Source organism: Ferviditalea candida, from assembly GCF_035282765.1.
Taxonomy (GTDB): domain Bacteria; phylum Bacillota; class Bacilli; order Paenibacillales; family KCTC-25726; genus Ferviditalea; species Ferviditalea candida.
Map to the genome: position 1 here is coordinate 1 of NZ_JAYJLD010000057.1, position 15,835 is coordinate 15,835.

At 50.8% G+C, this 15,835-nt stretch carries 11 protein-coding genes; 4 read left to right on the top strand and 7 right to left on the bottom strand.

From position 1 onward, the window contains the following. Nucleotides 1-621: 621 nt before the first annotated feature. The 6 genes from VF724_RS20095 to VF724_RS20120 form a co-directional block, all read right to left on the bottom strand. Nucleotides 622-2,127: a polysaccharide deacetylase gene (locus VF724_RS20095; protein WP_371756017.1), complete on the bottom strand. Its 1,506-nt coding sequence runs from the start codon at nucleotides 2,125-2,127 to the stop codon at nucleotides 622-624. A 128-nt stretch (nucleotides 2,128-2,255) separates the two neighbouring features. After that, on the bottom strand, nucleotides 2,256-2,906 hold the full coding sequence (locus tag VF724_RS20100; RefSeq protein WP_371756018.1) for an SCO family protein: 651 nt from the start codon (nucleotides 2,904-2,906) through the stop codon (nucleotides 2,256-2,258). Nucleotides 2,907-3,128: 222 nt separating this feature from the next. Beyond that, nucleotides 3,129-3,596 carry a thioredoxin-dependent thiol peroxidase gene (gene bcp / locus VF724_RS20105; RefSeq protein WP_371756019.1) on the bottom strand — a complete coding sequence of 156 codons (468 nt, stop codon included), beginning with the start codon at nucleotides 3,594-3,596 and terminating at the stop codon, nucleotides 3,129-3,131. Nucleotides 3,597-3,676: 80 nt separating this feature from the next. Further along, nucleotides 3,677-4,462: an ABC transporter permease gene (locus tag VF724_RS20110; protein ID WP_371756020.1), complete on the bottom strand. Its 786-nt coding sequence runs from the start codon at nucleotides 4,460-4,462 to the stop codon at nucleotides 3,677-3,679. Nucleotides 4,463-4,466: 4 nt separating this feature from the next. Then, nucleotides 4,467-5,261 carry an ABC transporter permease gene (locus VF724_RS20115; RefSeq protein WP_371756021.1) on the bottom strand — a complete coding sequence of 265 codons (795 nt, stop codon included), beginning with the start codon at nucleotides 5,259-5,261 and terminating at the stop codon, nucleotides 4,467-4,469. Beyond that, nucleotides 5,258-6,349 (bottom strand): ABC transporter ATP-binding protein, encoded by a 1,092-nt coding sequence (locus VF724_RS20120; protein ID WP_371756022.1) that lies wholly within the window; start codon nucleotides 6,347-6,349, stop codon nucleotides 5,258-5,260. Before VF724_RS20120 ends, VF724_RS20115 begins: the two co-directional genes overlap by 4 nt. Nucleotides 6,350-6,588: 239 nt before the next feature. On the opposite strand from VF724_RS20120, the gene VF724_RS20125 reads away from it, so the two are divergent. From VF724_RS20125 to VF724_RS20140, 4 genes are all read left to right on the top strand, one after another. Then, nucleotides 6,589-7,563, top strand: a complete 975-nt coding sequence (locus VF724_RS20125; RefSeq protein ID WP_371756026.1) for an LCP family protein — start codon at nucleotides 6,589-6,591, stop codon at nucleotides 7,561-7,563. Nucleotides 7,564-7,579: 16 nt separating this feature from the next. Continuing rightward, nucleotides 7,580-8,899 (top strand): glutamate-1-semialdehyde 2,1-aminomutase, encoded by a 1,320-nt coding sequence (locus VF724_RS20130; RefSeq protein ID WP_371756023.1) that lies wholly within the window; start codon nucleotides 7,580-7,582, stop codon nucleotides 8,897-8,899. Between the two features lie 396 nt (nucleotides 8,900-9,295). Then, nucleotides 9,296-13,828 carry a glutamate synthase-related protein gene (locus VF724_RS20135; protein WP_371756027.1) on the top strand — a complete coding sequence of 1,511 codons (4,533 nt, stop codon included), beginning with the start codon at nucleotides 9,296-9,298 and terminating at the stop codon, nucleotides 13,826-13,828. 107 nt (nucleotides 13,829-13,935) lie between these two features. After that, the gene (locus VF724_RS20140; protein WP_371756024.1) at nucleotides 13,936-14,307 is read left to right on the top strand and encodes a hypothetical protein; all 372 of its coding nucleotides are present in this window, start codon (nucleotides 13,936-13,938) and stop codon (nucleotides 14,305-14,307) included. 342 nt (nucleotides 14,308-14,649) lie between these two features. Here the strand turns inward: VF724_RS20140 and VF724_RS20145 are convergent, their stop codons facing one another. Then, nucleotides 14,650-15,240 (bottom strand): hypothetical protein, encoded by a 591-nt coding sequence (locus VF724_RS20145; protein WP_371756025.1) that lies wholly within the window; start codon nucleotides 15,238-15,240, stop codon nucleotides 14,650-14,652. Nucleotides 15,241-15,835: the final 595 nt, after the last annotated feature.

The window sequence follows — 15,835 nt, forward strand, 5'->3', positions numbered from 1 at the left end:
TCTTCAACTCTGCTCTAGTCAATGTCAATGTCTCCTGTCCCATAGTGACATTATCTCAGAACAGTTACAGGGTGACATTATCACAGCACAACGACATGTTTTGAAATAAATACTTGCTTAAGTCCTAAATATTAATTATAATAATGTAACATTGCACAAAATTTATAAAATAATGTCGAAAATGTCGAACAACTGAAATTGTACGAACTTTATTTTCACCAATTATGAAGTTTTTATGCAACAAAGTGTAATGGACCCAGTAATCAAACAGATTTCCTTATATTCAATGATCCTCTCTTCTTGCTTTCCCTTATTAATAATCCCAACTGTACTGATGGTCTCAGATTATGGGATAGACTGTTCGCACCCATGGGTACCGTCCTCCTTTACTTGTCGGCAATGTTTTTTTCCACAACACAGAATACAGCCATGCGGACTTCTACATGGCTGTATTGTTCAATCAGTGTGACCCATATGGCCGGAAAGTTACCGGATCTTTTCCGGCATGACGAAAAATCCTTTTCCCGCTTCTTCCCCCAAATTGTGGATAACGACCTTGAAAAAGCTGATTTTTCTCCTCACTCCTAAATATCGGGCTGGGCTTTCCATCACCAGAACGCATTATGAGAACGAATACTTCGTGACAAGTTGATTCATATAAGCGTAGAAGCTGTTCGACCGCATGCGCAGCCATTCCGTTTCGAAAAGCGCCAGCAGCGGAGGTTTCACCTGACTTATGAATATTTCCCGTTTGCCCTGTTCAAGGGAGTAATCGTCAATTTGCATTCCTAATAATGTGGCAGCCGTCCGCAGCTGAATCATGACGGACCCGTTCTCCAAATAGACGCCCGCCAGCACATTGCGTTCCTCCGTTCCCTGTACGGAATTCACAGTAAGGATTCGGCTATCGATATTGCAGGTCATTGTCCGGTATCCGTATCGAACTTTGACCGTCCCCGCGTCTTCATTCCACTCAACCGTGCCGCCCATCCCCTCGACAAACTGCCTGACAGGCACGAAAATCGAGTCATTCCGCAAATCATACTGTTCCAAATCAAGGATCTTTTGCTGTTGACCGGCTTCCCAGCGAACCTGCAGGGGCGGATTTTGCAAAAGCTGGAGCGCCTTCGCGGACTCCGACACCGCCACTTCCGACTGGTGAATCAGCGACTGCAGCTGCTCCAGATTCGCTTCAGCCAGTCCAACTGCACCCGCAGCACCGCCGCTGAACCGCCGTTCGTAATCGGTCACATCAGCCATGTTGCGCTCAAAAGTCGGGAGGCTCGTAAACCGGGGATGCAGCAATTTGCCCGAATGAAACATGATCGGCCGGACCGAAGGAGTCAGCGGAGCGAAAACATACCCTTTCTGTTTGAAAAACCGGATAATTTCGGGCAGCGCCTTGACCGATTCGTCATGGCCGGAGCCATCATGCATCAGCAGGTAAATTTCGTGGGGGAACGGCCCCTTTTCCACCTCGCTGATCATCTCGCCGGAAGGAACATGACGGCGCTTCGAATCACCGCTGTCGATGTTCCAATCGTACACCTGGTATCCCGCCTGATCCAAATAATAGAAGTAGAACGGGTCAAAATGCCCGAAGGTCCCGCCGGGAGCCCGTATCAGCCGGGGCCGGATGCCTGCGATGCCGTACAGAATGTCCTCTGTTTTTTGAATCTGCCCCCAAAAATGATCAAAGCTGTCATATAGTTGAGAGTACTCATGATTATAGGAATGATTGCCGATCGAATGGCCTTCCCGCACGATTCTCTGAATCATTTTGGGGTTGCCTTCAGCCAATTCGCCAAGCACAAAAAATGTAGCCTGAATTCCTTCCCGCTTCAATATGTCGAGCACCTTGGGCGTCAGTCTGCTGGGACCGTCGTCAAAGGTGAGATAAACCGTGGGCTTAACCGGTACGGCATAATCCCTGGGCAGGAATACGCGCTCGCCCGAAGCCAATGTATGATAAATGTCTGCCGGATTCTGCCGAACCGCGGGACCGGCCCCCGCCTGTTCGGCCATAACGGGCGCTGCCGGCTGAAGCAAACACAGCATGCAAACCAACAGCAAACTGATAACACTCGATGCGGAGAATCTTGTCTTCTTTACCGATTTTCGCTTCATCTGAAAAACCTCCATTTGGCTCTATCAAAACCTGATATTGATAGATTATATGGAGGGTCTTTTCAGGATATGCCATCATCCTGCCAGTCTAATAGAGAAAATATGGAGACAACCCGGAGAAGCGAAGCTCACATCAGCTTTTCGGCAAAATAGGCGATTCCTTTTCCCCACTGCGATATGCTCTTTTGATCGTTATCCGGGTAAGCTACATAGCGTTCCTTGCCCTGCTTATCGATAAAATACATATCGGCGCTGTGCTCGACATCCCCGTCGGGGTTGGGGATCACTTCGATGCCGAAAGCCTTCCATACCGCCTGAAGACTCGCTTTATCCCCCGTAACAAAATGCCAATTGGGGAGCGTGTTTAAGCCGTGTGATTGAGAGAATTGCATGACATCCTGTTGGGATAAGTGATATTCATTCACATTGACTGCGATAAATTCAACCTGCTTGCTCTTATCGCCCATTTCCCGATCGGCCATGATCGCCTCCTGCGAGACGATCGGGCATATATCCGTACATACCGGATCCATAAACTGCAGCACAACCACCTTGCCCTTGTATTCGGATAGGGAAATCGGCTTTCCGTTCTGATCGGTAAGCCGGAAATCCGCCGCCGGTTTATCGGCCGCATCGTTAATCCAAATCATCTTCTTCATCTGCGCGTCCTTCTGCTGCACGTTCCAGTCGCGATACCACCAAATTCCGGCGGCGACGGCTATTGCCAATGCCGTGATGATGGACGGCAAAATCATTTTTCGCTTCCAATCCGCAAACATGAAACCCCTCCCCGCAAACTTCTTTTTTCCATTATATTCTTTTATTTTCTTCTTTTCGCCCGAGCGGCGGAATGCCAGTTTGACGTTTTTGTGAAAATGGAAAAAAAGCCCATTTGTCGCCGGCGAATGACGCACATCCGTTCAAAGCGAAAAACAGGCTGATCTTAAAAATAGGATAACTGGCCTTCACCGCTCAACACAGCTTCACCGCCAAATAGCGCTTCACAGCTGCTTCACGGCTTCCAGCACTTCCTCGACGTGACCGGCAACCTTCACCTTCCGCCATTCCCTGGCGAGCTTGCCCTGCTTGTCGATCAGGAAGGTCGAACGCTCCACGCCCATGTACTCTTTGCCGTAATTTTTTTTCAATGTCCAGACCCCGAACATCTCACAAATCCGATGATCCGTGTCCGCCAGCAGCAGAAACGGCAAGCCGTGTTTCTCGATGAATTTGACATGCGACTTCAGATCGTCAGGGCTGATTCCGAGCACCTCGGCATCCAGTTCCCCGAACTGCGGATGAAAATCGCGGAAGTCGCACGACTCCGTCGTGCATCCCGGTGTCATGTCTTTCGGATAAAAATAGATGACCACATTCTTCCCGCGAAAGTCGCTCAGGCTTACGTCTTTTCCGTTCGATCCCGGCAGTGTGAAATCGGGAACGGGTTGTCCCACTTGAACTTGACTCATGAGATCACTCCTCAACTCATTATCACAATATAATTATCATACTAAACTTTTAGAGCGTGTTCAAAAAGTTGGTCGACCGTTCAAGATCCTGCTCCCCGATAATGCCGGACTCCGGAGTTCCAGATGAACAACCCGATCGTGAAAAAGACCGCTCCGACCAGCGGGGTCGCAAGGGCAATGCTCCTGTAATGGGCGCCGTCCAGAAAATAGGCGGAAGGATAAAATCCCACGAACGCGAACGGCAGCACCCAAGTGAGCAGCAGACGAATGACCTTGTTGTAAATCCCGACAGGGTACCTGCCGTAGTTTTGGATATTCCACATCAGCGGAAGAATGCCCGTTGGCGCATCGGAAAAAAAGGATAAAGCCGCAAGGGAAATGTAGATCCCGCCGTAGATCATCACGGAGCCGAGCACCATCAGCACAAGTACGATTGGATCGTACCAAGCGAAAGCAACGTCCAGCTGAGACCACGCATAGCCCATGACTGCCGCGCCGACCAATGAACCGAACAACGATGAAGGGTCCATGTTTTCCAGCGACAGCTGCGCCAAATTATAAGCCGGACGGGTCAAAATGCGGTCCATTTCCCCTTTGACAATGTACCGTTCGGTAAATCCCCAAAGGTTGAAAAAACAGTTGAAAATCCCGTAAGGAATCATGAAATATCCGTATATGAATACAACCTCCGCTTCCGACCAGCCGGCCAAAGCGGCTGTATGGCGGAACACGACGAGAATGAACAGCAGATTCATCAAATTGAAGGTCAGGTCGGAAATCACTTCAATCCAGAAATCGGATCTGTAGGTGAGCCGGGTTTTCATATAATTTTTCAGATAATCGGTCATCAATGATAAATAAAACATACGGCTACCCCCCCTGAACAAACAGCCGTCTTCTAGCTGCACGCCATACCCAGAGAATCGGCACAAGCAACAGCAGCGTCCAGAATACCTGAACCGCCAGCACGGAAGCGATTAATTCCGGTCCGATCTTTCCGGTAAATACGGAGCCCGGCAGATACGTGACTGCTTGAAACGGAAGCACCTTCAGCAGGACTTCGGCCCAGCCCGGAAAAAAAGACAGCGGAATGATCAGCCCCGAGAACAGATCGACGGCCACCCGCTTCATCCGCATCATGCCTTCATTGTTCTCCACAAAAAACGCAAACAAGCCGGTCAATATGTTGATTTGCGAATTGATCAGGAAGCTGAACAGCAGCATCAGCAGGAATACAGCCCAAATCACCGGATCTTTCGGAAATTGGATCGGAAAAATAAACGAGACGATCAGCATTCCGGGAGCGGAAAAAAGCAGCAGCCGGAAAATTCCCTCGCCCAATCCCTGCATGAATTTGGCCATCAAATAATGATACGGGCGGATCAGCTGCACCGCCACCCCCCCGTCCCGGATATCCTGGGCAATCTCCCGGTCCAGATTGTTAAAGTAAAACGCCCGCGCCATCCAAGTCACAGCGACATAGGAGGTCATCTGCTCGGCCGTCATCCCGGCCAACGTTTCTCTTCCTCCGTATATCGCCTGCCACAGAAAGTAATACGTGCCGATGTTCAAGGCATAGACCACAATGCCGCTGTAATAGTTCGTCCGATAGGCGAGCATCATCAGGAAGCGGATCCGCATCATATCCAAATATGCGCCGATCATGTCCGATTCGCTCCCTGCAGGACGGGCTCCTTGGCCGCCGCCTCGGTTTCCTGCCGCTTCCGCAGCTCTTCCACCCCGTTCAGCCTTTCCTCCGCAGAGCCCGTCTGATAAATCTGCCTGACGATTTCATCGGTATTCGTCTCCAGAATTTTGATATCGCGAATGTCTTCGTGCACGACTTTCTCCAGGATTTGCGACACACTTGCGGGTCCATGCGGTATCCACACTTTGAAGGTCAAGTCATTCTCCCGGCTCCAAACAACATCCAGGCCCTGCGTCAGGAATTTAAGCCGCTCCAGCGAAACGCCGCCGGAAAACTGCAGCACAACTTCCCTTCCGTTGCCCCAGCGGCGCTTCAGGCTGTCCAAGCTGCCGTCATAGATAATTTTTCCGTCATCCAGCATGATTACCCGTGAGCACAGCGCTTCAATATCTTGGAGATCGTGGGTGGTCAGCAGGATCGTCGTTCCATAGGTCCGGTTCATCTCTTTCAAAAATTCGCGGATTTCCGTCTTGACCAGTATATCAAGCCCGATCGTCGGTTCGTCCAAAAACACAACCGACGGATTATGAATCAGCGCTGCCGCCAATTCGCACCGCATCCGTTGCCCGAGGCTCAGCTTGCGTACCGGCCGGTTCAAAATGTCCGCAAGCTGCAGCCGCTCCACCAATTCGTCCAAGCGCCGTTTGAATTCCTGCTCGGGCACACGGTATACTTTACGCAGCAGACGGAACGATTCGATCACACCGATATCCCACCAAAGCTGGCTGCGCTGTCCAAAGACCACGCCGATTCCCCGGACGAACTTTTCCCTTTCCCGATAGGGAACATATCCGTTGACACGCAGTTCTCCGGAAGTCGGTATCAAAATCCCTGTCAGCATCTTGATTGTCGTCGATTTGCCGGCCCCGTTCTCGCCGATATACCCGCAAATCTCCCCTTGGGGAATTTGAAAGCTGATATGATCCACCGCTACTACCCGGTTATACTCTCTTTTGAATAAATCCTGAAAGGCGCCTTTCAAGCCTTCCCGATTTTTCTGCACCCTAAATTCCTTATGCAGATTGCTGACTTCTATCGCCTGCATGGGCTCTCTCCTCCAATCCCATTCGTCGCAACAATTTTACAATTTCGGGAAGCGACTCGACTTACGCCCTCAACCCATATAAAATGATAATATTGCTATTGTCAAAACATATACAATTATATATCTGTAAGTAAATATACACGAACCTTTTTCAAAGGGAAAGGACAGAATGAATCATGAGACAATCCGGTTCACGCTCTGGAATACGCATTTGGAGCATACGAATTTTCCTTGTCGCCATGCTGGCGCTGCTGGGGGTTTCCGGTTATTACGCGTATTCGATCTGGCATTTTGCCGACGACATCAAATCCAAACCGGAAACGAGCCGATTCAAGAAATTTCAGAATCAAGGAGAAGTTTATCAGCCCCCGAAATGGGAAGGCACCGAGCGCGTCAACATCCTGTTGATGGGCGGCGATTCGCGCGGACTGCGAAAAAATGAAATCCCGCGTTCGGATACCATCATGATCGCATCGCTTGACCCCGTCGGCAAAACGGCTTACTTATTTTCTATTCTGCGCGATACCTACACGGAAATTCCAGGACACGATCACGAACGGATCAATGCCGCAATTACGCTTGGAGGGCCGGATTTAGCAATGAAAACGGTAACCCAATTGACCGGGATCCCCATTCAATACTATGTCTACACGGATTTTAAAGGCTTTATCGAACTCATCGACGCCATTGGCGGAATTGATTACTACGTCGAAAAGGACATGAAGTACTCGGACGCCGCCGACGACCATGTTTATGACATTAATTTGAAAAAGGGCATGCAGCATTTGGACGGCAATACGGCTTTACAGTATGTCCGCTTCCGCCATGACGCAATGTCCGATTTCGCTCGCACCGAACGCCAGCGCAAATTTCTGCAGGCAATCGGATATAAGCTGCAGACCACCTATTCGTTGATCAAGCTGCCGCAAATTCTGGACAGGGTTAAGCCATATATTGAAACAAATCTTACCATAATGGATATGCTGAAGCTGTCCGCCTTGGGATTTGAAATCCGTTCCGATGCGGTGGAAGGCATTCAACTGCCGCCGACCCAACTGTTAAGAGATGAAAAAATCGGCGGTGCGGCCGTAATCGGAGTGAACGAACGCGAGCTGCAAAAATTCGTGGAGAAGCTGTTCAGCCGCAAGCCGGAAAACGGGAATGAACCCCCCGCAAAATCCCAATCGAATCAATCCCAATCGAATCCACAATGAACGGAGAATTCGGAGAATGAACATAAATCGGAGCAGGTCCGAGCAACTGTATCAGGAAGCGCTGCAGCACATTGTCGGCGGGGTCAACAGCCCTTCCCGTTCATTCAAAGCGGTCGGCGGAGGCGCACCCGTATTCATGAAACGGGCAAAGGGGGCTTACTTTTGGGATGAGGACGGCAATCGATACATCGATTATCTGGCTGCTTATGGGCCTATCATCCTGGGACATGCTCATCCCCATGTAATCGAGGCTATTGTCAACTCGGCGCGCAACGGCACCTTGTACGGGACACCGACCGAACTGGAAATCATTTTTGCCCAGATGCTCAAAGAGGCCATTCCCTCCATGGATAAAGTCCGTTTTGTCAATTCCGGCACGGAAGCTGTAATGACCACAATTCGTGTAGCGAGAGCTTATACGGGAAGAACCAAAATCATCAAATTCGCCGGCTGCTATCACGGGCATTCCGATTTGGTGCTTGTGGCTGCAGGCTCCGGCCCTTCAACGCTGGGGATTCCGGACAGCGCCGGGATTCCGGGAAGCATCGCTCAAGAAGTCATTACCGTGCCTTACAATGATGTTGAAGCACTGAAGTCAGCTCTTCATCAATGGGGCGATCAGACGGCGGGCGTCATGCTCGAGCCGATTGTGGGGAATTTCGGGATCGTTGTCCCCGAACCCGGTTTTCTGGAGCAAGTCTGTTCTTTGACACGAATGCACGGCGCGTTGGTCATCTATGACGAGGTCATCACCGGCTTTCGTTTTCATTACGGCGGTGCCCAAAACTTTCCGGGCTTTTCCGACCATTCCGCCATCGAGCCGGATTTGACCGCGCTCGGCAAGATCATCGGCGGCGGACTGCCGATCGGAGCGTACGGCGGGCGCAAGGAAATCATGGACCAGGTGGCTCCCCTCGGACCTGCCTATCAAGCCGGCACGATGGCCGGCAATCCCGCTTCCATTTCCGCGGGAATCGCTTGTTTGGAAGTGCTTCGGCAGCCCGGAATTTACCAGCGGCTCGACGGAATGGCCGACCGATTGGTGCGGGGAATTCAGCAAGCTGCGGATAAGCACGGCATACCACTGACTATTAACCGTCTGGTCGGAGCCTTTTCCACCCATTTCTGCAGCCATCCCGTCACTAATTACGAGCAAGCCCGGGATACCGACGGGGAGCAATTCGCCCGCTTCTTCCGACTGATGCTTGATCAGGGCATTTGCCTCGCCCCTTCAAAGTATGAAGCGTGGTTCCTGACACTCTCCCACAGCGAAGAGGATATTGAGCATACGATTGCCGCTGCTGAATATTCAATTGAAAAAATGCATAATTCATAAAAATAATCGTATCAATCGAAAATGATCAAAATGGACTAATAACCGAATTATTCGCGGCATTTATCTGTCGAATATTCGGTATTTTTATTTTCTATATTCATGCCCCAAAAATCCAAATATTTCAACCCTCACAAGGAAAAACGCTTTCACAAATTTGTGCTCTTTCTAACTATTGTCGGATGAAAAAATTCGTGTTATCCTATAAATATTCTGCCCTTCTTATGGGTTTTTTGATTCTTTACATGTACTCCCCTGCAGAGAAAGCAGGAAGAGTGATTTGGAAGTATGCAAATTTTCTGCATATTTATTCATACGAGAACAGAGCGGTATTTGTCTTGTGTTACTAAGCAATTGGAGGTGAAGGTCAGACCCACTGACCCTACAATGAATCAGAGAATGTTGGATGAAGGCCGTTTCAGCAAGCTGCTCCAAGAAGAGCATGATAGCTGCGGGGTTATCTGCATCATCGAAAAAAACGGCAAACCCTCGCGCGATAACGTGCAAAAAACGATTGATGCCTTGGTCAAAATGGAGCACCGCTCTGGCTTTATCGACGGGGAGGGCGACGGATGCGGCATTTTGACGGACATACCGCGACAATTATGGAAGAAAAGGCTTTCCGATGCCGGACTGGACGGAAAGCTCGTTCATGACGACAAATTCGTGATTGCGCATATTTTTGTGCCGCGCAAGCTGGATCTTCCGGTCGCCGGTATCCAGAGCGAAATTCGCAATATGTTTGGAAAATATGAAATTGATATTATCATGGAGCTTGAGAATCAGGTCAACAGCGAAGTGCTCGGCCCGAATGCGCGGAATGACGAGCCGACATTCTGGCAAATTGCCGGCTACTGCAAAAAAACTGACGTCATCGTCAACGACCATCTGTTCGAGCTGCATATCGACATCGAAAACCGGTTCAATGTGCATGTGGCTTCCTTGAATAACGCTTCGGCCGCCTATAAGGTCATGGGCTCGGCCAGCATTTTGCCGAAATATTTCAAGGATACGCAGGATTCGCTGTTTGCCGCTCAGGTCACCATCGGACACAACCGTTATTCGACAAACACCCTCTCCAACTTTTTCCGCGTCCAGCCTTTTTCTATTTTGGGCCACAACGGGGAAATCAATACGATCAAAAAAATGCTGTACGAAGCGGAAATGATCGGCGTTCCGCTGGTTGATGGCGGAAGCGATTCACAGAATATGAACCGTACGATCGAGACGCTGATTCACCGTTTCGGCTTCAGCTTGTTCGAAGCCATGGAGCTCATCTTCCCGCCGATTATCAATGAGATGAAGCTGTTCCGCGAAGAGCTGCAGGATCTCTATGTTTATTATCGGCAAATTTGGGGCCATTATGCCCAAGGACCGGCCGCCATCGTATCCAGATACGGCAACGAATGCGTCTTCAGCGTCGATGCACTGGGCTTGCGTCCGCTTTGGATGGTGGAAAGTGAATCTTCCCTGTATTTCTCCTCCGAGCAGGGAGTCGTCACGGTCGGCGAGATGGTCGCAGAACCGAAATCGATAGCCCCCGGCGAAAAGATCGGCGTCGTGCTGACACCAAACGAACAGGTTCGAGTTGTGGACTATAGCGGCATTCAAGAGCTGGTGCTTGAACGCGCCGCCAAACGCGTTGACTTCTCCGGCATGCGCAAGCATCTTTCCTTTGCGAAAAGTGAGCTGGATGCAGCCGCTCATCCCGATGTGGAAATCAGCGACTCGGTATACAGCGCATTCGGCTGGGACCGCGAGGGCATTCAAATGATCGAAACGATGTCCAAAACGGGCGCCGAACCGATTCGCTCGCTGGGCCATGACGGGCCGCTGGCCTGCATGAACTGGGAGCGCCAGAATATTCCTGACTTTATTAAGGAAAGCGTCGCGGTCGTCACCAATCCCGCAATCGACCGCGACCGGGAAATGGAGCATTTCTCGACCCGCGTCGTTGTCGGTCCCAGACCGGCCGTTTACGGTGAAATTGACGGGCGGCTTCGCATGGAATTGCCTGCTCCGTTGGTGATGGAGGGAACGCTCGGCGTCCACGGCCAGGATGTTCTGAACCAGCTCTCTCTTGAACAGCTGATCGCCCAATTCCGCAGCTCCGACGAACGGGCTGTGGCTGATCTGCCGATCGCTTATCCGCAAGGCACAGGATTGAAGGATGCGCTTGACCGGCTGGCAAATGACGCCATTGACGCCGTCAAGGCCGGCGCTTCCCTGCTTGTGCTTGACGATTCCAAAGTTTTTGAAGAGGGACAGCTGTGGATGGACCCGCATTTGGCGGTTTCCAAAGTAGATATTGCGCTCAAATCCGTCAAGCTGCAGTATGGCGACAATTTGCGCCGTCAAGCATCAATCGCGCTTCGCTCCGGCGCCATCCGCAATCTGCATGACATTGCCGTCGCTGTAGGATTGGGCGCGGATATCCTGTCTCCGTACTTATTGTTCGCCACCGCCGCTCAAAAGGAAGGCGCGGAAGCGGCCTACAAGGTTTATTCTGCGCTGCAGAAAGGTCTGGAGAAAGTCATCTCGACCATCGGAACACATGAGCTGCGCGGTTATACCCGGTTCTTCTCGTCCATCGGACTCAAGCCGGAAGTGTCGGAAGTCTTGGACATTGTCAATTATCTGGGCAGCGAACGCGCCGGCATCGGCTTTGCCGATTTGGAGCGGGACGCTGAACAGCGATACGCGGATCTGCGCAATCCTAAGTCAAAAGCAGCACGCAACTTCCATTTCTTTACGCGCATGTGGAAAGCGCTGAACGATGCTTCGGACGGCAGCGCGCCTTACTCCGACTATGCGGATAAGCTTCGGGAAGAAGAGGAGAAAAACCCGATTTCCATTCGACATGTCGCCGATTTCAACTTTGAAAAGGCTTGGCAGGAGCGCAAGGAGCTGTCTCCTGCCGAAGTCGACATCAGTGTCGGCGACCACAGCCTGCCCATGCTGATCTCTTCGATGTCCTTCGGCTCGCAGAACGAAACGGCCTTCAGAGCCTATGCCGAAGCCGGAGAACGTCTGAACATGGTCACCATGAACGGTGAAGGCGGAGAAATTAAAGACATGCTCGGCCGCTACAAGAAGACCCGTGGAGCGCAGATCGCTTCCGGGCGCTTCGGAGTCAACGTCGAGCTTGCGAATGCCGTTGCATTCCTGGAAATCAAAATCGGCCAAGGCGCCAAGCCGGGCGAAGGCGGACATCTGCCTGGTTCGAAAGTGACGGCGAAAATCGCCGCCGCGCGCAATGCAACAATCGGGTCGGATCTGATTTCGCCGTCGAACAATCATGACATCTATTCCATCGAGGACTTGGCCCAAATCATCTCCGAGCTGAAAGAAGCCAGCGGACGCCAAGCCAAGGTCATCGTGAAGGTTCCCGTCGTTCCGGGCATTGGAACGATTGCCGTCGGCGTTGCCAAAGCCGGGGCGGACGTCATTACCTTGTCCGGATTTGACGGCGGCACGGGCGCTGCCCGCATGCACTCCCTGCAGCACGTCGGCCTGCCGACGGAAATCGGCACGAAGCTGGCTCACGTCGCGCTGATTGAAGCGGGACTGCGGCACAAAGTGGAAGTCTGGGCGGACGGCGGCATGAAATCCGGAACCGACGTCGTCAAAATGATGCTGCTCGGCGCCAACCGCTGCGGCTTCGGAAGCATCTCCATGCAGGCCATCGGCTGTACGACCTGCCGCGGCTGCCATTTGGACACTTGCCACGTCGGCATCGCCACCCAGATTGATTCACTGGAGGAAGCAGAGGAAAAAGGACTTCGCCGGTTCGTTCCCCGCGTATATGAGCAGGGCGTGGACAATTTGGTCCGTCTGTTCAGCGGCATGGGTGAAGAGATCAAGCAAATTGTCGGCAAGCTCGGATTCAAGCATGCCCAAGATCTTGTGGGACGTTCCGACCTCTTGAAGCAGGTTGCGCTTATGGACAAAATCGATCTGGCCGATATCCTTCGTCCGGCGCCCGTACAGTTCATTTCGCCGTCAATGGAGCTCGGTTCGAATATCTCCACCTCGGATATTATGGCTATTGCCGCCGGGGCGGAAGGACGGGAATTCTTCCCCGACGCGCTCGCCTTCAGCGGACCGGTGGAAAAGGTTTGGTCCAAGGTGACCGCCGAATCCCGCATCGTCGGCTCGCGCTATGCCAGCCACCGCGTCAGAGACCGTTTTGACGGAAGCTACGACAGACTCCCGCCGGTATCCCTCGTGCTCACGGACGGCTCCGTCCCGGGCAACGGCTTGGCCGCGTTCAACGCCCGCGGCGTGAACATTACGGTGCACGGAGGCGCGGAGGACGGCGTCGGCAAAATGGCTTTCGGCGGCAAGGTCGCCGTTCTGAAGGCTTCCGGACGCACCGGACAATATCTCAACGGATCGGTCGGCAAATCGTTTGCCTACGGTGCGCAAAAAGGCTTGTTCCTGATCCAGGGCAATGCCGATTCCCGCGCCTGCATCCGCTTTTCCGGAGCGGATGTGGTATTCGGCGGAGAGCTTGCCGCGCCGCTGAAGGATGAGCTCGGATCGATCGCTTCCCGAGCCAACCTGAAAGGCTTTGCCTTTGAATATATGACCAACGGCCGTGCGGTTGTGCTCGGCGATCCCGGCCCATGGATCTGCGCCGGCATGACGGGCGGCGTGGTTTACCAGCGGCTTGTGCCGGAAATGGGACTCGACGTTCCAGCCGTCGAACGCCGAATCGCTAAAGGAGCGAAAGTCAAAATCGTTTCACTGAACGACCAGGGCCGCAAGGATTTGCAAGAGCTGCTCGGGGCGTATCGGAACGAGTTGGCCAATGCCGGTCAATCGGAGTCCGCAGCCAAAGTGGAGCGGCTGCTTAGCGATCTCGATGCACATTTTGTCCGCATTATCCCGATTACCCAACAGGCGGATCAGTCGGTCGCCACGGAATAATAATCTTTAATAAAGGACCGTCCCGAAATCATTGAGCGGTCCTTTTCTATGCTAAATCCTCTGCGTATCCATACTGCACCAAAGGTAAAGGCGGATTGGCGGCGCTTTTGAGACAATTGGACACCTTACGCAAGGTCGTGCCGACGATCGTGTATCCGGCGCCGACCTCGCGAACCAGCTTGAACAGGGGCTCGTGCTCGCCCCGGCGGCAGGTTCACTTCGCCGTTGACGATGTTGTCGATGACGCCCAGAATGTGCTCGATGTTGCCGGGCTGAAGCTGGCCGGGTGCCAATTGTCCGGCCCACTGGTCCTGCAGCTTCTTGTACAAGCCGAGCTTTTTGCCTTGGCCGCGCTCCAGCGCGTTGTCGATGCCCGTTGCCGTGGAGCCGCCGCAGGAACCGACTCCCTTGCCGTTGTTGCCGTTGCCGGAGTTCCCGTGATTGCCAATCCGTTAAGCATCTATTTTCTCAAGATTTAAGCAATAATTTTGAAGTTGCGATTTACAAACCGAAATCATGCATATGCTGAAACGGTACTGATTGGCAGAACATGCAAGACTGCATCATTGTTAAGCATTGTTTAAGCAAGATGCCGCCGTTACATCTCATTTAACGTATTTTCGTTGGGAGCGATACAGCGGCGGAAGATGGAGGGTGAAAAGAAACCACAAGCGAGGTTAGTCGCATTGTGGTTACCCGTCAAGGCTTTTTTTCCGAAGACAAGCAAAAAAGAACCACAAGCGAGAGATTAGTCTCGTTTGTGGTTGAATTAATGCTACCAGTTTCCATCTTTACGTTAAAGCTCTTAGACACCGACATTATTATTTATCCTGAAATTTTAATATATCTTCTTTTCTATTCACATTTTCTAGAGAGTTGAAAGTAAAGGTTTTCCAAGTGGAAGAATCCTTTTTATCTTCTTTAAGGCTTAAATAAATATGTTCAAAAGTGTATCCTCCCATTTTAATAAATTGTATGATCTTATAAATATCGCTATATACGTCATTTGTGCTATCTACCTTATAATTTCGATTTATGCTTATATAAATAGTCGTACCTTTTTTTAGTTCTTGTTTTACATCTTGATAACTGGGAACTTTACCGTAAGGAATTGTAGTGTATTTTTTAACTACAGGTATAGTGTTGCCCAAATAAATACTTGCTGTATCTTTATATGAATCTACACTTACGCTTCTTACAAATGACCCTAGTTCCTCATTCACTTCGTATTTCCATGTTGAAGTTAAATAATCATCCCATAAACCCTGGCCATTCCAAGACTCAGATATTTGAAACTTTAGTTCTTTATTGTTTTCTGGATACGCCATAACCCAATAGGTACCATTTTTAAAACTGTAGTTTATCTTTTCAATGACAATGCTTTGAGAAAATCTTTCCCTAATATAGCTCAATACTTCATGTTTAAATTTATATCTACTTATCGGAGACCCTTCATTAACATAATATAGAAGAATAGGAAGGATTAACATAAAAAACTTGCAATTATAATAATAACCTTCTTTTTTGTTTTCATTTCGAACCCCCTCGTATAATTAGTTTAGAAGCTCATTTTAAGTCAATTTCCAGTTGATCCGGACAGCTAGAAAGAGACTGAAATGAATTACCAGTTGCAAAGACATGATGTGTGGACGTAGCCGAACCCGTACCGCAGTCCGAAGGGCGAGGAACGGAAGTCGGAGAAGCGTAGCTTCGCGCCGATTTCACAGCCTCCTACCGGTGGATCCGGATCATCCGTTTAGAGCGATCATGTCTGAGTGAGCCTCGGCTTCCTCATCCTGCTTAACCCTGTTCCACCCGTTTTACCCCTCCTTCGGATGGGAAAGCCGGGCAGTTGATCATCGTTGTAACGTTGTCGGAATCGCCTAATCGCTATTCTGCGTCTTTGTCATGTTGTCATCAGCCACTTTAATTGACAGTGAATTCGGAACCGCCAATGACGGTGGTTTTTTGTTTTCGTCACCGACGTCAGTGTGGCGATCAGGATTC